Below are 20726 nucleotides of genomic sequence, written 5' to 3' on the forward strand. Positions count from 1 at the left end.
CCGGAAACACCTTCTTCAAATGATCGGCCAGCAATCGCCGGGCCGTGCCAACACAATTACAATCCCCGTGCCAAACGGCTCACGCAGGGTCAGAAAAATAACAAGACATTGAAATATATGTCTTTGTCGGATCGAGCTGACGCAAAGGCAGCCAAAACTGACAGCCGACACACGACCATCCCCTTGGCAAAACTGGCCATAAACGGCCAGCCCATCCAGAAAAAGGCACCAAAAAATCGACTAACGTATTGATCTAATGAACAGAACACCCTCTGGCCAAATTTGGCCAGGGCTGGCCATTTTTGGCCAGCGGCGGAAATACGCGGAGAATCGGCGTAGGTGAAGCGCGCAGAACGCCGATAGAATGCAAAGCGCACACTACAAGTGATCGCAAAACACGTTCGAATTTTTCAGGAAGAAGAGTGGTGCCCAGAGCCGGAATCGAACCAGCGACACGCGGATTTTCAATCCGCTGCTCTACCAACTGAGCTATCTGGGCATCTGGCGCTGAACCATGTTGTCCTCGCGCCGGAGTGACGCCCTTATAGTGGGTGGTTTCGGGCTTGTCCAGCACCCCGGCGAAGTTTTTCCAATGCCCCTGCACTTTTTTCACAAGCTGGCGCAACTCTTCTGTAAGCCTCTGTTCCAAAAGGAAAAAGTTTCCCCTTTGCGACCGGGATAACCTGCGGGGCGGTCTGCAATATTTGGGGCAGCGAGCTGATCATTGCTCCGTACAGACGGAGCATTCAGGAGCATGGTTCAGCGGCTTTGTTCAGGGGCTCAGTTCAGGGTCCCGTTCCGCGGACGGTTCTGCCCGGCTGATGCGACGAAGCGGAACGCCATGCATCCCTGCAAATGAAAAACGCGCCGGAGAGACTCCGGCGCGTCGGTATTTCTGCGGTTTTGACCCGGCTTATTGCTCGACGATACGACCGTCGGTGAACGGGGCGTAGCCGGTGTTTTCGGCAAGGTAGTCGGCCACAACGGTTTCAAGACCCGGACCGAAGTCATAGGCGTTCATGCCGTTGGTTGCGAAGACCTTGTAGCCGTCGCCGCCGGAGCGCATGTAGTTGTTGGTTGCGACCGTGTAGACCTTTTCCTGATCGATCGGCACCCACTGGTCGCCTTCCTTGACTTCAACAACAAGGATACGGCCTTGCCCAGCCGGCTTCTTACGGGTCCAGGAGTATTTCATGCCGGCGACCTGCGGGAAGCGGCCTGCGCCTTCCTCAACTTCAGAGACCCCGTTTTCCAGAGCCGCGACCACGTCGGCGCCCTTCAGCTGGAACGTGGCCAGCGTGTTCTGGAACGGAAGAACGGTCAGGACTTCGCCCATGGTGATCTCGCCTTCATCGATGGACGCGCGAAGGCCGCCACCGTTCTGGATCACGATCTGGACGCCCTGCTCCCTGGCGCGAGCGAGCATGGCTTCGGCAACAAGGTTGCCCATGGCGCATTCGCCAGCGCGGCAGGTGTCACGGCTGCCGTCGATCATGCCAGCCGCAGAGGAAACGACCTGTGCCTTGAGAGCCTCGATCGGCGCACCCAGCTCGGCAACGCGGGCCAGAACCTTTTCGTTCGGCGTGACGGAGTTGTCGAGCAGGATCGGGTCACCGGCGACCTTGGTCACGTTGCCCGCATCATCAAAGGTGACTTCCACTTCACCCAGATACTTGCCGTAGGCATAGGCCTGCACGATCGGCACGTCCTTGCCTTCCGGGTTCTTCACCAGAACCGGATACGGGCCCTTGGCCTTCTCGTCGATGTTGGACAGAAGCGTGTGGGAGTGGCCACCAACGATCAGGTCGATACCCGGAACAGCTGCAGCGATTTCCATGTCGCGCGGCAGGCCCATGTGGGTCACGGCGATGATCTTGTTGACGCCTGCAGCTTCCAGGCCTTCAACGGCGCCCTTCAGGTAGTCTTCGCCCTGAATGAAACGCACGCCAGCGCCCGGAGACGAGGTTTCGCCGGTGTCTTCAGCCAGTGCGGACACGATGCCGACCTTCTGGCCGCCCTTTTCAAGGATGATCACGCCCGGAACCTTGCCCTTCAGGAGCGGCTCGCCGGACACGTCGATATTGCCGGAAATGACCGGGAAATTCACTTTGCCGAGGAAGTTGGCAAGACCTGCCGGACCGTCGTCAAACTCGTGATTGCCGACTGCCATCACGTCAAAGCCCATGCCGTTCATGAACTCGGCTGCCGCGTCCCCCTTGTAGGTGGTGTAGAACAGCGAACCCTGGAACTGGTCGCCGGCATCCAGCAGGAGGACGTTCTTGCCTTCGCCTTCCAATGCGGCGCGGCGCTCGTCAATCTTGGACTGGATACGGGCAACGCCGCCGAAGCACTTGCCTTCGGTCTCGGACTCTGCGTCGCAGGTGGAATCGTACTTGTTGATCGATTCAATGCGCGAATGAAGGTCGTTGATGTGCAGCACAGTCAACGAAAAGTCGGCAAATGCCGCGGTGCTCATTGAAGTTGTTAGGGCCAGCGCAGCTGCGCCGAACAGTGTCTTTTTCATAAAAGCCTCGCCAGTCAAGACGGGGTTCGAGGGGCCGGTTTCCGGCTTCGCTCCCTGATATATCCTCTGGAAGAGTGTCATCCCAAATGTGGTTGCAACCATGCGCCCGGCAGAGTGGCAATCTCTCCCCGGCACCTCGTAGCATACAAATCGGATCAGCTCCCCATGGAACCGTCTAGTGCGGTTCCAAGACGCTATTATGACCGTGAAAATTTTTTCACGACAAGCAAAATAATTTAAAAAATTGCCGACGAAGCGTCTGCCTAGCCAGCGGACGGGTCTTCGTCTTCCACGTCATCGGTTTCAACGGCGGGAATGGAGTAGCCCTCGGAAAACCAGCGGTGCAGATCGACCTGATTGCAGCGCTCGGAGCAGAACGGGTAGTCTTCCGGACTGGACAGCTTTGAGCATATCGGACACGGCCGCATGCGCCGCCCGGGGCTGCTGCCCGCGTCCTTTCCGGATGTGCTGTCTTCGGTCATGTCGACCTCCGTATTCTGCATGAAAACCGGTGATTGGGGACAATGGCGCGTCAGCTGACCGCGTCGGCCCAGCCCTTGCGCACGGGATAGCCGGCACCGGCCAGCAATGTGGCGGTTTCAGCCAGGGGCAACCCGACAACCGCGGGATAGGACCCGACCAGCTTCACGACAAAGCTTCCGGCCAGTCCCTGAATGGCGTAGCCACCCGCCTTGCCGCGCCACTCGCCCGACTGCAGGTAGTCATCCATTTCCTGACGCGACAACCGCTTGAAGCGCACCCGTGCCTCGACCAGCTTGGTCCGCAGCTTTCCATCCGGCGCGGAAACGGCAACACCGGTGTAGACGCGGTGGCCGCGCCCGGACAGAAGCGACAGGCACGAAATAGCCTGATCGGTGAGTTCTGCCTTCGGCAGAACACGCCGCCCAACTGCGACCACCGTATCAGCCGCAAGGATGATGCCGGATTTCAGCTCGTCACTCTGGTTGGCAAGGGCACGAACGGATTCGGCCTTTTCCCGCGCAAGGCGCACCGCTAGCGCGCGCGGCGACTCATGCTTTTTCGGCGTCTCGTCGAGATCGGCCGGCATCAGGTGATCCGGATCAAGACCGATCTGCTGCAGCAAGGCCAGACGGCGGGGCGAAGCAGAGGCCAGAATAAGGGGCGGAGCCGATGCCATTTCAGAACAAACCCTCTGCGTCCGCGATAAGTGCGGTCACGAACCTACTTGAAACGATAGGTGATTCGACCCTTGGTGAGGTCGTAAGGGGTCATTTCAACCAGAACCTTGTCGCCTGCAAGCACGCGAATGCGGTTCTTGCGCATGCGTCCTGCGGTGTGAGCGATGATTTCGTGGTCATTTTCCAGTTTGACCCGGAATGTTGCATTCGGAAGCAATTCCGTCACAACGCCCGGAAACTCCAGTGCTTCTTCTTTAGCCATATGTATCCCTGAGATAAGGCTTCTAAACGAGCCGGGAACCTAACGGATCACGTGATGAAAGGGAACCGCTGATTTTCGCTGTTTTGGCGAATTATGCGTCCTGCACCACAGAATTCAGCCGCTCGGGGCAGAAGACCATGCCAAACGCTTCTTGATCTTCATCATCAGCTGGTCGCGCACGGTCCGATAGCTGTCCATGATCTGCTCCCGGCTGCCGGTCGCCAGGGTCGGATCGAAGGTCGGCCAATACTCCACATCAACCGAATCCACGCGAGACATGTCCAGCGCCTTGTGGTGCGCTTCGGGGGCAAGTGTGATGATCAGGTCAAAGCCGGATTCGTCCAGCTGCTCGAACGTCTTGGGCCGATGGCTGGCCATGTCGATGCCGATTTCGGCCATGACCGCATCCACGAACGGGTCCAGCTCACCCTGCCGCACACCGGCGGAGCGGACATAGATCTGGCGCGGGAACAGCGTCCGCGTGATGGCAGAGGCCATCGGCGAGCGGACGGAGTTCATGCCGCACGCAAACAGGATTGCGGATGGACGCTCGGCCGGCCCGTCCACTCTTCGTCAGCCCTTCCAGTGCAGGGCGTAAACGAGGGTGAACAGCCGCCGGGCTGTTTGCATATCGACCGTGATCTTACCCTCCAGACGTTCCATGAGGATCGAGGATCCTTCGTTGTGAACACCGCGCCGCCCCATGTCGATCGCCTCGATCTGGCTTGGGGTCGCGCGCCGAATGGCTTCATAGTAGCTCTGGCAGATCAGGTCGTAGTCCTTCACGACCTTGCGCAGCGGCGTAAGCGACAAAACATGGGTGACCACCTGTTCGCCGCCGTCGGTCTTGATATCGAAGACCAGCTTTTTCTCGACAACCGAGAGGTTCAGGACAAACCTGCCCTCCGGCTGACCGGCTGGCTGAAAGACATTCTCGTCGATGAGATCGTAGATCGCGACGGCCCGATCATGCTCGACATCGGGGGTCGAACGGCTGATCGACGCCTCATCCAATACCACTTCGACAAGCTTTCCGCCTGCCGCCTGTGTGGACTCCTGATCTTCGATCTCAGCCATGCGTCATGTCCGTCTAGAGATTCAGCCTGATGGAAACAGACCGTGCGTGCGCCGACAAACCTTCGGCCTCCCCCAAAGTAATGGCGGCGGGCCCGAGTTCGCGCAAGGCTTCCGGCGTACATTTCAGGATGGAGGTGCGTTTTACGAAATCCAGCACCGAAAGACCGGAGGAAAACCGTGCCGAACGGGCAGTTGGCAGGACGTGGTTGCAGCCACCCACATAATCCCCGATGGCTTCCGGCGTGTGCCGTCCAAGAAACACAGAGCCGGCATTGCGCACCTTTTCAAGCATCGCATCGGGATCTTCAACGGCGAGTTCCAGATGCTCGGCGGCAATCCGGTTGATGAGCGGCAGCGCGCCCTCAAGGCTGTTCACGAGGATCACGGCACCGAAATCTGTCCAGCTGGCGCGCGCCACCTCTTCCTTCGGCAATGTTGTCAGCTGGCGTTCCACCGCCTTTTCGACGTCCGCAGCCAGGCTTGGCGTGTCGGTGATCAGGATCGACTGGGCGACAGGATCATGCTCGGCCTGCGCCAGAAGGTCGGCAGCAAGCCAGTCGGGATTGTTCTCGCCATCGGCCACCACCAGCACTTCGGACGGACCGGCGATCATGTCGATGCCAACCGTGCCGAAAACGCGGCGCTTGGCAGCGGCCACAAAGGCATTTCCGGGTCCGACAATCTTGGCAACAGGGGCAATCGTCTCGGTGCCATAGGCAAGTGCGGCAACAGCCTGCGCCCCGCCGATGCGATAGATTTCGGTGATACCGGCAATCTTTGCAGCGGCCAGAACCTGCGGGTTCAGCACCCCGTCCGGGCTCGGAACGACCATCGCGATGCGCTCAACCCCTGCCACCTTGGCCGGGACGGCGTTCATCAGAACCGAACTTGGATAACTGGCCAGTCCGCCGGGCACATAAAGACCGACCGATTCAACAGCTGTCCACTTTGACCCGAGCTCAACCCCGACAGCATCCACATAGCGGTCGTCTTTGGGGAGCTGGCGCTTGTGATGGGAGGCAATGCGATCATGCGCAAGCTGAAGCGCGTCCAGAACGTCCTGCGGCACCTGCCCGACAGCCGCCTCGATCTCCGCTTGCGAAACCTTCAGCTCGGACATCTTTTCAACTGTCAGCCGGTCGAACCGCGCCGTGTATTCAACGACTGCCGTGTCCCCGCGATGTCGGACATCTTCCAGAATGGTGCGGACCACCTGATCCACATCTTCAGACACTTCCCGCTTGCTTGCCAGCAGTTCGGCAAAGCGGGCTTCAAAATCAGCATCATTCTGGTTGAGGCGGGTGACCAAGTTCGGCTCCTTCATGAGCGATTTGTGCGTTTTCGATTGAAGCGGATAACCTGATATACTCATTTAACAGAGACTGGCTAGTTTTTGAGCAAATCACGCATTTCTGCTTCGTGTCTGATCCAGTGAAAAGCCATCCCAAGTGCCCCATGTATTCGTGCTGGCAATTCGCCTGAAAGGCCATATTGGGGTTCAGCGCTTTCATATTTGTGCGCCCACAAGAACACCTTTGAATCTACGTATTTCACCAATCTGTCACTCAAAACTCCACAATCTGAAACCAATCTGGCTACATGTTTATTATGATCAGCAAGTGAGCCGGGCGTGTACCCGATCACAGCGATTTCGATCAAACATCTAACCTGCCTAGTCTCACTCTCGGAAAGTTCAGAAACGTCGCCAAAAATCGCTTGAATGAGACCACCAATGCGGTCGTGACCTTCCGGAAACATCATTTCATTTGCTCATCAAACTTGGGTGCCAGCTGACTCGGATAATTATCCACGCTTCCCCCTGCGAGTTCCTGCATTTTTAACGGTGTGCCGGTCAGGCGAGATCGTGGCTTGGCTTGTTCGGGGTCGACCAGGCCGCGCCGAGATCGGCAAGCTGAGCCTCGATGCACTCGACCTCCAGAAGAATGGAGGGGCCACCTGCAAAATCAAGACGGACACTGCCAGACGGCTCTTCCCCGGCCTCAAAGGTGATTGCAAGAAGTTCCAGCACCGCGTCCTTGGCATTCTGCCGCAGCTGGTTGGCCTTCATCGAACGAACCTGCGAGAAGGACAGCGCTGAACGGCGGCGTTCATGCGCCTTGGTCCGGCGATCTGCTTCCTTGTCCCAGACAAAACGGTTCATCACGAAGACGGCCCGGTTCTCCTTTGGCAGATAACGAATATCGCCCACGAGGAGAACGGCATCCTGAACATGCGCCGAAAGCACCTGAAGGTCTTCGGCATCAAGGGCGGCAAGCTTCAATTGGTCCATGCTGGTCAAGTCAAACCCGGTTCATTGACGGGGCGCGGAAATCCGCTGCCCCTATGCTCTATCCAAGCCGTTGACCTAACGGGGATTGGCCGATTTGGCAATGCGCAATTCGGCAGAGCTGTCATGCCTTCGGCTGCCGGCGCACTCCTGCGCCCGGCTGGATCAGCCCGAGATGCGCTCGATCTTCGCGCCGCAGCGGTTCAGCTTGTCTTCCAGCCGCTCAAAGCCGCGATCCAGATGATAGACGCGGTTGACCGTGGTCTCGCCTTCGGCCACCAGACCGGCAATGACGAGCGACACGGATGCGCGCAGGTCCGTTGCCATCACCGGCGCACCACGAAGGGTGGAGACGCCGTCAATGGTTGCCGTGCGCCCATCGATATGGATCTGAGCCCCGAGACGAGCCAGCTCCTGAACGTGCATGAAGCGGTTCTCAAAGATCGTCTCGGTAATCCGGCTGGTCCCACCGGCCTTGGTCATCAGCGCCATGAACTGCGCCTGAAGGTCCGTCGGGAAGCCCGGGAACGGCTCGGTGGTGATGTCCACCGGCTGAATGCCGTTGCCATTGCGATAGACGCGGATACCTTCCGACGTTTCGGTGATTTCCGCACCAGCCTGGCGCAATGTCTCCAGCGCATTTTCCAGAAGGTCGGCGCGCGCACCCTTCAGCAGCACTTCGCCGCCGGTCATTGCGACCGCCATGGCGTAGGTGCCCGTTTCAATCCGGTCCGGCAGAACGGCGTGATGGGCGCCATGCAGGCGCTTGACGCCCTGAATGCGAATGGTGGATGTGCCCTCGCCCTCGATCTTCGCACCCATGGCCTTCAGGCACTTGGCAAGATCGGTGACTTCCGGCTCGCGGGCCGCATTGACGATTTCGGTCTCGCCTTCGGCCAGCGTTGCCGCCATCATGATCGTGTGGGTCGCACCGACGGAGACCTTCGGGAACTCGACACGAGCACCCTTCAGGCCGCCCGGAGCCTTCACGACCACATAGCCGCCCTGAATGTCGATCTCGGCACCCAGTGCTTCCAGACCGTCGATAAAGAAATCGACGGGACGCGTGCCAATGGCGCAGCCACCGGGAAGCGATACGCGCGCCTCATGCATGCGGGCAACCAGCGGGCCAATGACCCAGAAGCTGGCGCGCATCTTCGACACCAGCTCATACGGCGCGGTGGTATCCACGATTTCGCGGGCGGTCAGGGCAACGGTCTGGCCTTCCAGATCATCCTGACCGTTGCGCTTGCCGTTGACGGCATAATCAACGCCGTGGTTCGACAGGATCTGGGTCAACTGGGCCACGTCGCGCAGGCGCGGAACATTGGTCAGCGTCAGGGTTTCATCGGTCAGCAGGGAGGCAATCATCAGCGGCAAGGTCGCGTTTTTCGCGCCCGAGATCGGAATGACGCCATTCAGTTGTGCGCCGCCGGTTACCTTGATGCTGTCCATTGTTTTCCAACCCACCCGATGTGTGTGTCCGCCCATCCCGGCAGACTGTCATTTCTTGCAGAACCTAAAGCAGTTGACGGGGTCTACACGCAAGTTTGGGCGCACGCAAGACGAGGCCTTGGCAAGAATGGGGCAATTCGCGGCCTTTTTCTGCCGTTTTGGCTAACGCGGGACCTGTTCTGCGCGCGCAGCATCATCAAGCCCCCGGTTGCTCAAGCTTTTTTGGCAGCCGCCTTCCGCCGACGAAGATTTGCCCGCAAGGCCTCAGCCAGTCTTTCTTCGCGGGACTTCGGGGCTTCCTTGTCACCCTTCGCGCCGGAGCCCTTATCTGAAGCCTCAACCTGCGTCGCCGGCTTTTCCCTGTCGCTCACCCTTGCTCGTCCCCTTGAAGATTTCGCGTCTTCTCCTTCATACTCCTTACCTGTAAGGACCGGAAGCCTCCTTCCCATGGTATCACCTCCCTCACCTCCCCCTTTTTCCACAAGCGGACCTGCAGGCGTCTGCGCCGTCGATGGCGTCAGGATTCCTGCTGTTCAGGCGCAAAATGCCGGGGAACCATACGTCCGCCTGTCCTTGCTCGGGACAGTATCAAGAGCGCCGGGAGCCAGATTGCCGCCTCCAATCAACGCATTCACAAAAAAACCGGAAAACGCCGCTTGCACCCCGGGGCCAGTTGTGGCAAAAGCCGCGTCATTCCGGACGACGGCGTCGGACGGAGACCCCGGTTTGTTGCCAATCACCGCGCAACCCAACCACCGGCTCAGCTGCCGTAGCTCAGGGGTAGAGCACTCCCTTGGTAAGGGAGAGGTCGAGAGTTCAAATCTCTCCGGCAGCACCATATTAAATGCTCCCCAAGCACTTGATTTAAATAGAATATGCAGCCAATCGCGCAATTTGTCATTTTGCGTATTGCGCCTGCCCCTTGCAGTTTCATGCAGGAACATGCAGAGAACAAACAAGGAAGTGCTGCAACATTTCTGCAAAACCCCGACAATTTCGTTCTTGAGCCCTTCATCATGCCCGCAGATAAGGACACATCATTCAAACCCGTCACAATCGTCCGGGCGAAAGATCACTGCACCTGAACCGAGATGCACTGCATGAAATGCGCCTACATGGAGATTGTGGGATATGATGTTTATAGGGACAGCGAAACGATCTCCGATCTGCCGAAGAGCTGGACTTACCGCTGTCCGCGTTGCACATCAACTGAGATCCAGACACACCCGCGCTATCCGCAGGCGCTGGGGACTTGAAGTTGTTCCTATTTGATCATGTTGCTGTAGCCAGGATCATCATTGCGACGATTAGAAATCCAAGACGCATAATCGACCACTGCAACCACTTACAATTGACGCCTTGAAGCCGCCACACATCATAAGGTAAATACTCGCAATTCCTTGCTCAGATTTCAGAAGCTGGATATTTTAACAACTCTTTGCGCTCGACAATATGATTAAGTACATTAAGTATCCACTCTAGATTTCGCATAACCTTTAACTTATCCGCATCGCGCATACGCCGAATTGCTTCTTGGGTACTTTTCACTTCAAAATGGAAGTCGTCTATTAATATACATATTTCATCCAGATGACTTTCAAGCTCGAATATCTCGCAAAAATTCCATAAGGCTAGATTTTGGCGCTCGCCGTTTGCAGCAAGGCGAGTGTAATTCCGAAGAGTATTTGGGGCTGCATCCTTCCCCCCCCCGATCACGCTCGAGTAACACACAAGTATCCCAGAACAGATGTGATTAAAACACTCGTTTGCCAATCGCCAAAATTGAAGATCAGTCTGCTGAGAAGGCATCAAATTTTGCAAATGCTCGACTGCCCGATCAAGATCATGCTTTAACGTCGCCAGCTGGTTGCTTGGATTTACGAACCAAGGATGCGGCAATTGAAGAGCCAAATCTTCTGATATTGCGCATAACGTTTCGTATCGGATCTCATAAATACCCATTCTTCTAACAGAAGAGAGTACCTCCCTTGACATATGGTCGATGTTGCCTCGGGAGAATGCTACATCCCCCCCGCGGTTGCTCACAACCGCCCCACGATACCCTGTCAGCCTCTCTGCAAGGTCTGGAATGAATGTTTTTTCCAAAAACTCATAATTCAGAGGCGTAACGTCGCCACCCTTAAATGCTACCATGATCGCATGGGATGGATTTCCGTAATTTCGAGCATATTTATTCGCTAGATCTCTCCTCTCTTGACGACTAATTTTCAAGGCGTCTGAATGCAATATTGCATTTGACACGCTCCGCCTAATATGTGCTGTCGAGAATGAATTGGTCTCTAACTTCATTTCCTCCGAAATATACTCGCCAATATTGAAAACAAGCCTGTAAGCATACTCTGCACTAATTCCAATATGCACGAGAGACGAAAATAATTTTGCTGATGAGTAAACTACACTCTTTCCACCGGCCGTTGGAGACACTGGATCTCCAACGGCCATTCTAATCTGATTATCTATTTGGGAAAATACTTCTGAAAGATCAATATTCGCTGGGAGAGTTCCGTAATTATGGACGATGTCACGACCTGCTTGTTTGTTATTGCTCCCGACTACCGATTGTGACTTTGGAAGAAGGCTAGGAAGCTTGGTAAAACGCAAAAAAAACCGAAGGATCCGTTTCCGCCTACTAACCATTAATATCGCGCCCTGCTTGTGCGTTGTCTCTCCCGGTTGTGTTTTGGGTGATATTATCTCGCATATTCACGTTGATCTTCATAACCAGCCCAAGCGTAAGCAACGAAATCAGAAGTGAAATGATTGAACAGATGGTTCCAATCGCAGTCAAGTCGATCAACTTCCCCTCCCTTTCCCCGTACCAAAGAACTAGAATCCATCCAAGAGATCGAAATTGTCTTTGTCAACTCGGATTGCACACTAAATTGGAGCCTACTAAGAATGCTCGAAGTGTCCCAATAACTGCACAAGTAGTGTTACCAGACTTTCAGTCTTTGCGCACAAGCCAGATCACCCCGCCCAACCCGTGATCGACTTCAAGTCCGGCAACGGCCGCCTAAGCAAAAAAGGGCAAGTTTTCACCGACCGGCATTGGCGGAGAACAAGTTTATGTCCTCCTCGATCCCGTCCAGTTCGAACCTCAGGCGGTCAATATCGCGCCTGTAATCGCCAATGCGCCGCTCGTTGCTGCGGATGTCGTTGTAGATCTGTTCGAGCCGAAGGCGGTCGCTTTCCTTGCGGGCGTCTTTTTCAAGGCGGGAAATCTCGTATTCGAGGGACCGGATCGAGCTTTCGATCCGCCGGATCTCGTCTTCCTTGGCATAGGCGGACTTGCCAAGATTATAGCCGCGCAGAAAGCCTTCGGAGCTGTTGCCCGGACAGACATTCGCATAGCTCTTTCCGGCGCGGCCAGCTGCCAGACCATTCATCGGTGTGCAATAGTTCCGCAGCCCCTGATCAAACCCGCGTTGCCACAAGGTCTGATCCGGCGCAACGCCAATGCGCGAACAGGCCTTCACATGCCCTGCAAACCGGTCCTGAGGGTTGTAGCCGGCAGCACCGTCATTGCGCCCGATCACTTCCCAATCCGCGATCTGGCATTCTTCCTTGGAAAGGGTCTGGCAGGATGCCACAGCGCCCGTCATGAGGAGGAGCAGGCCAAGGCGGGCAAATCGGGTCATAAAGGTCAGTCCGTTTCGTGCGCAAGTTGTCCATCCAACTTGCGGCAGCGAGGCCGACAAGCAGAATGAGCCGAGATTATCGGCAGGGTGCCGACAAAAAAATGTATGAATCCATACCCCTTCGCGGATCTAGGAACCAGAGTGAAAACCCTGAACTGAAACAAAATTAAAAAACCCGCGCACTGGCCTGTGCGCGGGTCGAATTCTTTCAAGTTGGTCAGAACCGATCAGACGGTCTGCCAGCTTCCGGTGAAGTCGAAGGCCTTGTCGTAACCAAACAGGGCTGCGGAGCCGCCGGTATGCAGGAAGACAACGCGCTCGCCCTTCTTGAAGTGCCCCTTGCGGATCAGGTCAATGAAGCCTGCCGCGCCCTTTGCCGAATAGACCGGGTCCAGCAGGATGCTCTCCAGTGAGGCAAACATCTGAATGGCTTCCATGCCGCTTTCGGTCGGAATGCCATAACCTTCGCCAACATAGTCGGTGTTTGCAACAACGTCTTCGCGTGCAACGACATCGGCGCAGCCGAGCTTTTCAGCCGTGGCGCGCGCCAGTTTGAAGACGTTCTCTTCCTGCGTCGGCTTGGGAGCGCGAACGCCGATGCCCAGGAGCGGGATCTGCGCGTTCATGGCCTTGAGGCCGACAATGAGGCCTGCCTGCGTGCCAGCGCTGCCTGTTGCGTGAACGATGTGATCGATCTTCAGGCCGCGGTCGTTGGCCTGTCCGACCAGTTCGAACGCGCAATTGACATAGCCCAGCGCGCCGGTCGGGTTCGAACCGCCACCCGGGATCGTGTAGACCTTCTTGCCCGTGGCGCGCAGACGATCAGCCGCCTGTTCCAGTTCGGCATTCATATCGCCGCCGCCCGGACGGATTTCGGTGGTCGCCCCATGCAGGTGATCAAGCAGAACGTTGCCGTTGTTGATGTAGTTCTTGTCCTGCGAGCCGGTCCGGTTTTCCAGAAGGATGTGGCAGCCCATGCCGAGCTTGGCAGCGAAGGCTGCCGTCTGGCGGGCATGGTTGGACTGGATGGCGCCCTGCGTCATGACGATGTCCGCCTTCTGCAGCTCGGCTTCCGCCATCAGGAATTCCAGCTTGCGGGTCTTGTTGCCACCGGTGGAAAGGCCGGTGCAGTCGTCGCGCTTGATCCAGATTTCCGGACCACCGAGCTCGGCGGACAGGCGGTCAAGCCGCTCCAGCGGGGTCGGCAGGTGGGCGATGAAACGGCGGGGGAAGCGGGCAAGATGCATGGCACTCTCCAAATTTTGCTTTGCGACAAGTTACGCTGCGAAAATTCACCGCGCCAATTCGAATTTCTTCGCCTAATATGCATTCTCTGCATTTTATAAACCCAAGCTGACGGCGCATATGCGACTGGAATGGATCGAGGATATTCTGGCAGTTCTGGACAGCGGCTCTCTTGTGAGGGCCGCCGAACAACGGTTTGTCACCCAATCTGCCTTCACCCGGCGCGTGCGGATGATCGAGGAAAGTCTTGGTGTCGAGCTGTTTGACCGACGCCGCAAGCCGATCACCCTGCTGCCGGGCATTGCCACTCTTGAGCCGGAACTCCGGGACCTCGGTGCCCGACTGCGCAAGCTGCGTCAGGAACTGCGCATGTCGGCAGGCATGAGTGGCAGACCGGTCACCTTCGTGTGCCAACACGCCATTACGGCAACCGTCTCGCCCGCGATTGTTCGCCTGCTGGCAGATATCAATGAAGACGGCGTGCGCGTCCGCTCTGCCAATCTGGATGAATGCCTCATGCAGTTGCTGGCCAACGAGGTGGACTTTGCCGTCAGCTACGAGGCAGCGGGCACGCCGGTCATCACACCGCCGGAGAGTTTTGACACGGTGACCCTTGCAAGTGACCGGCTGATCCCGGTCTGCACGCCCCGCATTCAGCCATTGGCCTCAGGGTCGGATGTTCCCGTCATTGGTTATCCCTCTGACGTCTTCCTCGGCCGCGTCTTTGACCAGATGATTTCCCCGCAACTTCCCTCTGGCCTGCATCTCGTCACCAAGGCGGAAACGGCCCTGACGCTCGCCATGCAGCAACTCGTCATGAGCGATATCGGGGTCGCCTGGCTGCCCGAGACGCTCGTCTCCTCCCACCTGAAAACCGGGCACCTCGTATCGGTGGAGACAATGCTCCCGAGCCAGAAGCTGGACGTCAAGATGATGCGCGTGAAAGACCGCTCGACCGCCAGAAGCGAAGCCATCTGGGCCCATGTCGTGGACCGGTTCGAGCCACAGTCACTGGCCTGAGGGTTTCGCCTCTACAGGATTTCCCAGACCTTGCGGCCGGTCTCGTCCAACCGGTCCAGCGAACAGAACAGCGAGAGGGTCATTTGCGCGTGCCATTCCTTGCCGCCGGCAAGGGCCAGATCACCGGCAGCGATCTCCTTTGCGACCGAGCTTTCCGGCAACCAGGCAACACCGCTTCCCGCCAGAGTCCGGCGCTTGATGGCTTCTGTCAGCGCATCCATGTAGCGCAAGTTCAAAGGCGGCTTGCGATTGCCGATGGTCTGGTCCACCACGGTTCCAAGAAAACTGGTCGGGTCATAGCCGAGATAGGGAATATCCCGTGCTGCCGTGTCCGACAGGTTCCAGCCATGGTTCTGCACCTTGTCTGCAGCCGCGACCGGGATCAGCCAGTCGATGCCGATGTCCTTTCTCGCGAACTGGGCCTCGTTGAACACCGGTTCGACCTGCTGATGGCGGTAATAGAGCAGGAAATCGCATGTGCCTTCCGACAGAAGCTGACAACAGATGCGCAGGTTGTCGGAATAGACCCGGACCCTGAGATTGGGGATCGATTGCTCGAAAGAGGCGATGCGTTCGGACAGGTAGTTGACCGAAATCGTGTGCAGCACTGCAAAGCGCTGAAAGGCCGTACTGCCCCTCTCCTCCTCACGGATCACCTGCCGGATATCCAGAAGGTTCACGACTGCCTCTTGCGCCACAGGCAGGAACTGCACCCCGGCATCAGACAATTGAACCGGATAGGTGGTTCTCTTGATCAGGGGAACACCTATCCAGAGCTCCAGAGACCTTATCCTGCGACTGAACGCTGGCTGGGATATATTTCGCTCCTCTGCGGCACGTGTGAAGTTCAGCGTTCGCCCCAGACACACGAAATCTTGCAGCCAGTTCAGGTCCAAGCGCCCCTCCCGTTACGATCAACTTATTGATATTTATACGTCATGCAAATCTTGCATATATTTATGATATGTTTCGATTGGCATGATCGCAAGTAGTTCGCCTAGCGTAACTTCGCAGATTGGGAGGTCGACGGGATCCGAAACTGATCGAGTTTTCCCGAAAGCCAGCGGCGATGCCGCACACCGAACGCCGGCGAGGAGGAGTTTGTCGGAGCCCGTTCGGTCAGCACTGGGAGGTGAATTATGAAGAATACCTGGAAAGCAACGGCAAGCGCACTGGCGCTGATTGCATCCTTTGGCGTCGCACAGGCAGAAACGACACTGCGCCTGTCGACCTATGTCAACGAAGCCGATATCCGTTATGAAGGCTTCAAGCATTTTGCGGATCTGGTCGCAGAGAAGACCAAGGGCAGCGTAAACGTTCAGCTGTTCCCGTCCTCGACGATCCACGGCTGGTCCGAAGGCGTCGATTCCGTGCAGGGCGGCGTGTCCGACATCAGCTGGATCAATGCAGACAACCGCCTGCCTTGCTATGCAGTCACGTCTCTCTATCCGGCAATGGTCAGCCTCGACAACCAGCCAGCGCTGGACGCAGCCTATGCGGATTTGATCCGCGAAGAAGCTGCCAACGTCAATCTCGTTCCGCTGATCAACTCCAACTACTCCTATGATCAGGAGTGGTGGTTCCACGATGCCAATATCGATCTTGGCAAGCTGGACGGCAAACTGGTCCGCTCCATCGGCCCGCTCGTCAGCGCAATGATTGAAACCTGGGGCGGCGAGCCGGTTTTCGTTGCACCGAAGGAAGTGTTCCAGGCCAGCGAGCGCGGCGTGGTCGACGGCATCAACATGGGCGTCGCCACCTACAGCTCCTGGAAGCTGTGGGACGTGATGCCTCACATGATCAATGCCAACCTGTTCTACGGCAACATCATCTACATGATGAACAAGTCGAAGTTCGATGGACTGACGCCGGAAGAACAGACTGCCCTGCAGCAGGCTGCCCAGGAAACCGAAATCTGGTTGCAGCCGCGCTACGAAGGCTGGGTTGACGAGCAGGTTGCTGCTGCTGTTGCCGCAGGTGGCACGGAAGTGAACATGCCGAAGGAAAAGAGCCTCGAGCTGATTTCCAGCGTGAAGGGCAAGTGGGACGAAACGGTTGACGCAGCTTGCGGCGCCGATCTTGCTGGCAAGATCCGCTCCCTGCTGGACAGCCACGCCCAGTAAGCCGGACGAACAGACGTTCAGCCTGAAACGAAAAACTTTCAGGCTGAACCATCGCTGGCACCATTTCTTTCGGGGTTTGTCATGGACGAGTTTCTCGACCGGTCCATTCGTCACGTTGAGCGCGCCGTGGTGTGGGCTGCAGGTGTCGGTGGCATCATTGTTCTGATCCAGATGGTCTGGATCTCCTACGGGGTATTTGCCCGCTACGGTTTGGGTCGTCCCGACCGGATGGTGACAGAAGCGACCGCGCTTCTTCTGTTTCCGGTGGCCTTTTTCGGCCTCGCTTTCGCGCTTCGCGAAGACGCCTATCCGAAGGTCACAATGGTGATCGACCATTTCGGCGCCGGCGCACGAAAAATCGTCGACATCATCAATCTCGGCCTAATGCTCACCATCGGCCTCTTCTTTTCCTATGCAGGCATCAGCGCGACCATCCGGTCCTTCAACTCCGGGGTTTCCTCGGAAATCCTGCACTGGCCCCGGTATCTGTTCTGGGCGCCGGGAGCGTTGGCCCTCGCCCTTTTTACAATTTATGCAGCGCTGCGTCTGATCCGTGAGATCCGCACGCCTGCCGGACAAGGACGCTGATCATGGAGTGGTACGTCGTTGGCCTCGGCCTTCTGGGACTCCTGATGTTCTTCATTGTCATCGGTCTTCCCATTCCTTTCGCCCTGGCGGCTGCTTCCTTGCCGTTTCTTTTTCAGATCCAGGGCTTTGATACGTCCATTGTCTCTGCCGAACTGAAGCTCTGGGGCGTGTGGATCGACTATATCCTGCTCGCCGTTCCATTGTTCGTCTTCCTCGGCGAGCTGATCGGAAAGTCGAATATAGGGCCCAATCTCTATCAGTTCCTGCATCAGGGCGTGCGCATCAAGGGTTCCGCTGCTTATGGCTCGATCGGCGCCAGCGCCGGGTTCGGCGCGGTGTGTGGCTCGTCCATGGTCGGTGCGCTGACCATTGGCGGCGTGGCCCTGCCGGAAATGCTGCGCCTTGGTTATGGCAAGCGTCTGTCCAGCGGCGTTCTGGCTGCAGGTGGCACGCTGTCCGTTCTCATTCCGCCGAGCCTGATCCTTCTGTTCTACGGGATCGTGACCGACCAGAGCATTGGCGACCTGTTCATTGCAGGCGTAATCCCCGGTCTTATCCTTGTCTCCAGCTTTGTCGTCGTGGTGCTGGTGTGGGGCATGCTGAAGCCGGAGGATATTCCAGGCAGTGAAGATGCCGAAAAGATGCCCCTTGCCATGATCGCAAGCACGCTTGGTCCCATTTTCCTGATCGGCCTCGTCATCACGGTTGCCATCTATGCCGGCATTGCAACACCGACAGAAGCTGCCGCCGTTGCCTCGTTGCTCACCGTCATTCTGGCCTTCACCGTGGGCGGGCTGACATGGCGCGGGTTCTGGGACTCCCTTTACGCGACCATGCGGACCATGGGCTATCTTGGTCTTCTCCTGTCCGCCGGTGTGCTGTTCGGCTTCGTGCTGACCTATTACCGCGTGCCGCAGCAGTTCACCGAACTATTCCTGTCCTTCGATCTGTCGCCGACGATGGTGCTGATGATCGTGCTGCTGTTCTACATCATCCTCGGCATGTTCCTTGAGCCGGTGTCGATGACCTTCATCACCCTGCCGACCATCTATCCGCTGATGAGCGCTGCCGGGTTCGACCTGATCTGGTTCGGCGTCGTCTACACGATCACCATGGAAATCGCGGTTCTCACCCCGCCTGTTGGTCTCAATCTCTACGTGATACAGGCTATCAGCCGGGAACAAGTGACCATCGGTGACGTGATCATCGGGTGTCTTCCCTTCATCGCTGCAATGGTCCTGCTGATCGCACTTTTGATCGGCTTGCCGGAGATTGCGCTGTGGCTGCCGGAGCAGATGGGCTGATGACTGACGCTCCCCTTCCCTTCCGCAGAGCCGGACAAGGCACGCCGCTTGTCTTTGTGCATGGCTATCTGGGCGGCTCCGCCCAGTGGCAGGCTGAAATCGATCACTTCAGCGACCGCTTCGACGTGATCGCACCGGATCTTCCCGGCTTTGGCGACGCAACACATCTTGAAAGCTGCAACACCATCCACTGCATGGCGACACGTATCATCGCCTTGCTGGACCATCTGGGTGTTGGAACCTTCATCCTGCTCGGCCATTCCATGGGCGGCATGATCGCCCAGGAAATCGCTGCCATCGTTGGAGACCGGATCGACCGGCTGGTGCTCTATGGCACAGGCCCGCTGGGCATCATGCCGGACCGCTTCGAGCCGATCAAACTCTCCCGCGAACGGCTGGAGAGCGATGGAGTTGCCCGGACCATTTCAAGGATCGGCGCCACATGGTTCTATCACGGGGCAGCCGCCCCCGGTTTTGCCCTCGTCGAGAAAATCGGCACGGGCGCAAACCCGAATGCGGCGCTCAATGCCCTTGATGCAATGGAAAGCTGGGACGGACGGGCAGCCCTTCCGACCTTGACCATGCCGACGCTGGTTCTGTGGGGCCACGAAGACCGGTCCTACCGCTGGCCGCAGGTGGAAACCCTCTGGAAGACCCTGCCCAACGCCACGCTCTCTGTCGTGCCGGGCACCTCCCACGCTGCGCATCTGGAAAAACCGAAGCTCTTCCACGCCATTCTGGACGACTTTTTGGGAGACTGCGCCGTCAGCACGGCTCAGGCATCATGACCCTTGTCGGCATTTTCCCTGCAGATCATTGACTGCAGGGCTTTCGTCTGTAGTCCAACTCTGGCATGGGAAGGCATGAGATCGGTTCAACCGGAACCGCCTGCACCCTGATCCAGTCTGGGGAGACGACATGAAGGTCAATGGTCAGCACTATCGCTCGCTGTGGTGGGACGAAGGGGCAAAGGCCCTGCAAATCATCGACCAGCGGTGGTTGCCACATGACTTCAGGGTCCAGCAGGTTGACAGCTTGCAGGACTTTGCCGATGCCATCGTGGAAATGCGGGTACGTGGTGCGCCGCTGATCGGGGCGACAGCCGCTTATGGCATGGCGCTGGCAGCCCGGCTTGATCCGTCCGATGCCCATCTCAACTCGGCGTGGGAGCAGTTCAACAAGACGCGCCCCACGGCCATCAACCTGCGCTGGGCGCTCAACCGCTGCCGCGATTACCTTCTGCCACTGCCAGAAGCGGCGCGGGCGGATGCGGCATTGAAACTGGCGCATGAAATTGCTGACGAGGATGTCGAGATCAACCGCAATATCGGTTTGAACGGGCTGAAGCTGATCCGGGAAATTTCGGCCCGCAAACCGGCCGGTGAGCCGGTGCGCATCTTGACCCATTGCAACGCAGGCTGGATTGCCACCGTGGACTGGGGCACGGCAACCAGCCCGATGTACCATGCCCATGACGAAGGCATTGCGATCCACATCTGGGTGGACGAGACCCGCCCGCGCAATCAGGGCGCGCTGACCGCGTGGGAGCTTGGCAGCCACGGCATTCCGCACACCTACATCACCGACAATGCCGGTGGGCACTTGATGCAGCACAGCCTCGTGGATCTGGTGATAACCGGCACCGACCGAACCACCCGGCGCGGCGATGTGTGCAACAAGATCGGCACTTATCTGAAGGCGCTTGCGGCGAAGGACAATGGCGTGCCGTTCTACGTGGCCTTGCCCTCCCCCACGATTGACTGGACCGTGGATGACGGCGTTGCCGAAATCCCGATCGAGGAACGCAGCACGAGCGAAGTCACGCACATCATGGGCCGGGATCAGGCTGGCGCAATCGGCACGGTTCAGGTGACCCCGGATGGAAGCTCAGGCGGCAATCCGGCCTTTGACGTGACTCCGAACCGGCTCGTCACCGGCCTTATCACCGAGCGCGGCATCTGCGACGCCTCGCCGGAAGGACTGGCTGGTCTTTTCCCGGAATTTGCAAAAGCCTAAACAGGC

22 protein-coding genes and 2 tRNA genes are annotated in these 20726 nt (G+C 57.6%); 8 read left to right on the forward strand and 16 right to left on the reverse strand.

The window, feature by feature from the left end; translation table 11 throughout:
• On the forward strand, positions 1–252 hold a 252-nt coding region (locus F0155_RS23645), incomplete at its 5' end, for a hypothetical protein (protein ID WP_204934426.1).
• 171 nt (positions 253–423) lie between these two features.
• On the opposite strand, the gene F0155_RS09490 is transcribed toward F0155_RS23645, so the two are convergent.
• From F0155_RS09490 to F0155_RS09545, 12 genes are all read right to left on the reverse strand, one after another.
• A tRNA-Phe gene (locus F0155_RS09490) sits at positions 424–499 on the reverse strand.
• Between the two features lie 414 nt (positions 500–913).
• Positions 914–2524, reverse strand: coding sequence for a bifunctional metallophosphatase/5'-nucleotidase (locus tag F0155_RS09495; RefSeq protein ID WP_150524273.1), 1611 nt, complete (start codon positions 2522–2524; stop codon positions 914–916).
• A 263-nt stretch (positions 2525–2787) separates the two neighbouring features.
• A complete protein-coding gene (yacG, locus tag F0155_RS09500; RefSeq protein WP_150524274.1) occupies positions 2788–3006 on the reverse strand; it encodes a DNA gyrase inhibitor YacG in 219 nt (72 codons plus the stop codon).
• A 50-nt stretch (positions 3007–3056) separates the two neighbouring features.
• Positions 3057–3683, reverse strand: a complete 627-nt coding sequence (locus tag F0155_RS09505; RefSeq protein WP_150524275.1) for a Maf-like protein — start codon at positions 3681–3683, stop codon at positions 3057–3059.
• A gap of 44 nt (positions 3684–3727) precedes the next feature.
• Positions 3728–3946 carry a translation initiation factor IF-1 gene (infA, locus tag F0155_RS09510; protein ID WP_006939340.1) on the reverse strand — a complete coding sequence of 73 codons (219 nt, stop codon included), beginning with the start codon at positions 3944–3946 and terminating at the stop codon, positions 3728–3730.
• A 114-nt stretch (positions 3947–4060) separates the two neighbouring features.
• Positions 4061–4513: an arsenate-mycothiol transferase ArsC gene (locus tag F0155_RS09515; protein ID WP_150524276.1), complete on the reverse strand. Its 453-nt coding sequence runs from the start codon at positions 4511–4513 to the stop codon at positions 4061–4063.
• A 6-nt stretch (positions 4514–4519) separates the two neighbouring features.
• Entirely contained in the window at positions 4520–5023 is a 504-nt protein-coding gene (locus tag F0155_RS09520) for a UPF0262 family protein (protein WP_150524277.1), read from the reverse strand.
• 13 nt (positions 5024–5036) lie between these two features.
• Positions 5037–6332 carry a histidinol dehydrogenase gene (gene hisD, locus F0155_RS09525; RefSeq protein WP_150524278.1) on the reverse strand — a complete coding sequence of 432 codons (1296 nt, stop codon included), beginning with the start codon at positions 6330–6332 and terminating at the stop codon, positions 5037–5039.
• Between the two features lie 77 nt (positions 6333–6409).
• Positions 6410–6784: a hypothetical protein gene (locus tag F0155_RS09530; protein ID WP_150524279.1), complete on the reverse strand. Its 375-nt coding sequence runs from the start codon at positions 6782–6784 to the stop codon at positions 6410–6412.
• A 91-nt stretch (positions 6785–6875) separates the two neighbouring features.
• Complete coding sequence (locus F0155_RS09535) at positions 6876–7313, reverse strand: DUF2948 family protein (protein ID WP_150524280.1); 438 nt, start codon at positions 7311–7313, stop codon at positions 6876–6878.
• Between the two features lie 162 nt (positions 7314–7475).
• Positions 7476–8765 (reverse strand): UDP-N-acetylglucosamine 1-carboxyvinyltransferase, encoded by a 1290-nt coding sequence (murA, locus tag F0155_RS09540; RefSeq protein WP_150524281.1) that lies wholly within the window; start codon positions 8763–8765, stop codon positions 7476–7478.
• Positions 8766–8977: 212 nt separating this feature from the next.
• On the reverse strand, positions 8978–9214 hold the full coding sequence (locus F0155_RS09545) for a hypothetical protein (protein WP_150524282.1): 237 nt from the start codon (positions 9212–9214) through the stop codon (positions 8978–8980).
• 314 nt (positions 9215–9528) lie between these two features.
• Here F0155_RS09545 and F0155_RS09550 point away from each other — a divergent pair.
• Positions 9529–9603 (forward strand) — tRNA-Thr (locus tag F0155_RS09550).
• Positions 9604–10169: 566 nt separating this feature from the next.
• Here F0155_RS09550 and F0155_RS09555 read toward each other — a convergent pair.
• The 3 genes from F0155_RS09555 to cuyA all read right to left on the reverse strand — a co-directional run bounded on the left by F0155_RS09555 (position 10170) and on the right by cuyA (position 13671).
• Positions 10170–11387 (reverse strand): hypothetical protein, encoded by a 1218-nt coding sequence (locus F0155_RS09555; RefSeq protein WP_150524283.1) that lies wholly within the window; start codon positions 11385–11387, stop codon positions 10170–10172.
• A 434-nt stretch (positions 11388–11821) separates the two neighbouring features.
• Positions 11822–12424: a DUF2799 domain-containing protein gene (locus F0155_RS09560; RefSeq protein ID WP_150524284.1), complete on the reverse strand. Its 603-nt coding sequence runs from the start codon at positions 12422–12424 to the stop codon at positions 11822–11824.
• A 227-nt stretch (positions 12425–12651) separates the two neighbouring features.
• Positions 12652–13671, reverse strand: a complete 1020-nt coding sequence (gene cuyA, locus F0155_RS09565) for a D-cysteate sulfo-lyase (RefSeq protein ID WP_150524285.1) — start codon at positions 13669–13671, stop codon at positions 12652–12654.
• Positions 13672–13789: 118 nt separating this feature from the next.
• Here cuyA and F0155_RS09570 point away from each other — a divergent pair, with 118 nt between their 5' ends.
• Positions 13790–14689, forward strand: a complete 900-nt coding sequence (locus F0155_RS09570; protein ID WP_150524286.1) for a LysR family transcriptional regulator — start codon at positions 13790–13792, stop codon at positions 14687–14689.
• A gap of 11 nt (positions 14690–14700) precedes the next feature.
• Here the strand turns inward: F0155_RS09570 and F0155_RS09575 are convergent, their stop codons facing one another.
• Positions 14701–15585, reverse strand: a complete 885-nt coding sequence (locus F0155_RS09575; RefSeq protein WP_150524287.1) for a LysR family transcriptional regulator — start codon at positions 15583–15585, stop codon at positions 14701–14703.
• Positions 15586–15828: 243 nt separating this feature from the next.
• On the opposite strand from F0155_RS09575, the gene F0155_RS09580 reads away from it, so the two are divergent.
• From F0155_RS09580 to mtnA, 5 genes are all read left to right on the forward strand, one after another.
• Positions 15829–16812, forward strand: a complete 984-nt coding sequence (locus F0155_RS09580; protein ID WP_150524288.1) for a type 2 periplasmic-binding domain-containing protein — start codon at positions 15829–15831, stop codon at positions 16810–16812.
• Between the two features lie 81 nt (positions 16813–16893).
• Positions 16894–17400, forward strand: coding sequence for a TRAP transporter small permease (locus F0155_RS09585; protein ID WP_150524289.1), 507 nt, complete (start codon positions 16894–16896; stop codon positions 17398–17400).
• A 2-nt stretch (positions 17401–17402) separates the two neighbouring features.
• Positions 17403–18704 carry a TRAP transporter large permease gene (locus tag F0155_RS09590; protein ID WP_150524290.1) on the forward strand — a complete coding sequence of 434 codons (1302 nt, stop codon included), beginning with the start codon at positions 17403–17405 and terminating at the stop codon, positions 18702–18704.
• Positions 18704–19492 carry an alpha/beta fold hydrolase gene (locus F0155_RS09595; RefSeq protein ID WP_150524291.1) on the forward strand — a complete coding sequence of 263 codons (789 nt, stop codon included), beginning with the start codon at positions 18704–18706 and terminating at the stop codon, positions 19490–19492. Before F0155_RS09590 ends, F0155_RS09595 begins: the two co-directional genes overlap by 1 nt.
• A 130-nt stretch (positions 19493–19622) precedes the next feature.
• Positions 19623–20720 (forward strand): S-methyl-5-thioribose-1-phosphate isomerase, encoded by a 1098-nt coding sequence (gene mtnA / locus F0155_RS09600; protein ID WP_150524292.1) that lies wholly within the window; start codon positions 19623–19625, stop codon positions 20718–20720.
• Positions 20721–20726: the final 6 nt, after the last annotated feature.

This window comes from Roseibium sediminis (genome assembly GCF_008711325.1).
Taxonomy (GTDB): domain Bacteria; phylum Pseudomonadota; class Alphaproteobacteria; order Rhizobiales; family Stappiaceae; genus Roseibium; species Roseibium sediminis.

Excerpts from the sequence above, each read along its gene's own strand:
- F0155_RS09495 (WP_150524273.1), bottom strand. The coding sequence starts at position 2,524 with ATGAAAAAGACACTGTTCGGCGCAGCTGCGCTGGCCCTAACAACTTCA.
- yacG (WP_150524274.1), bottom strand. The coding sequence starts at position 3,006 with ATGACCGAAGACAGCACATCCGGAAAGGACGCGGGCAGCAGCCCCGGG.
- F0155_RS09505 (WP_150524275.1), bottom strand. The coding sequence starts at position 3,683 with ATGGCATCGGCTCCGCCCCTTATTCTGGCCTCTGCTTCGCCCCGCCGT.
- infA (WP_006939340.1), bottom strand. The coding sequence starts at position 3,946 with ATGGCTAAAGAAGAAGCACTGGAGTTTCCGGGCGTTGTGACGGAATTG.
- F0155_RS09520 (WP_150524277.1), bottom strand. The coding sequence starts at position 5,023 with ATGGCTGAGATCGAAGATCAGGAGTCCACACAGGCGGCAGGCGGAAAG.
- F0155_RS09530 (WP_150524279.1), bottom strand. The coding sequence starts at position 6,784 with ATGATGTTTCCGGAAGGTCACGACCGCATTGGTGGTCTCATTCAAGCG.
- F0155_RS09535 (WP_150524280.1), bottom strand. The coding sequence starts at position 7,313 with ATGGACCAATTGAAGCTTGCCGCCCTTGATGCCGAAGACCTTCAGGTG.
- murA (WP_150524281.1), bottom strand. The coding sequence starts at position 8,765 with ATGGACAGCATCAAGGTAACCGGCGGCGCACAACTGAATGGCGTCATT.
- F0155_RS09545 (WP_150524282.1), bottom strand. The coding sequence starts at position 9,214 with ATGGGAAGGAGGCTTCCGGTCCTTACAGGTAAGGAGTATGAAGGAGAA.
- F0155_RS09560 (WP_150524284.1), bottom strand. The coding sequence starts at position 12,424 with ATGACCCGATTTGCCCGCCTTGGCCTGCTCCTCCTCATGACGGGCGCT.
- cuyA (WP_150524285.1), bottom strand. The coding sequence starts at position 13,671 with ATGCATCTTGCCCGCTTCCCCCGCCGTTTCATCGCCCACCTGCCGACC.
- F0155_RS09570 (WP_150524286.1), top strand. The coding sequence starts at position 13,790 with ATGCGACTGGAATGGATCGAGGATATTCTGGCAGTTCTGGACAGCGGC.
- F0155_RS09580 (WP_150524288.1), top strand. The coding sequence starts at position 15,829 with ATGAAGAATACCTGGAAAGCAACGGCAAGCGCACTGGCGCTGATTGCA.
- F0155_RS09585 (WP_150524289.1), top strand. The coding sequence starts at position 16,894 with ATGGACGAGTTTCTCGACCGGTCCATTCGTCACGTTGAGCGCGCCGTG.
- F0155_RS09590 (WP_150524290.1), top strand. The coding sequence starts at position 17,403 with ATGGAGTGGTACGTCGTTGGCCTCGGCCTTCTGGGACTCCTGATGTTC.
- F0155_RS09595 (WP_150524291.1), top strand. The coding sequence starts at position 18,704 with ATGACTGACGCTCCCCTTCCCTTCCGCAGAGCCGGACAAGGCACGCCG.
- mtnA (WP_150524292.1), top strand. The coding sequence starts at position 19,623 with ATGAAGGTCAATGGTCAGCACTATCGCTCGCTGTGGTGGGACGAAGGG.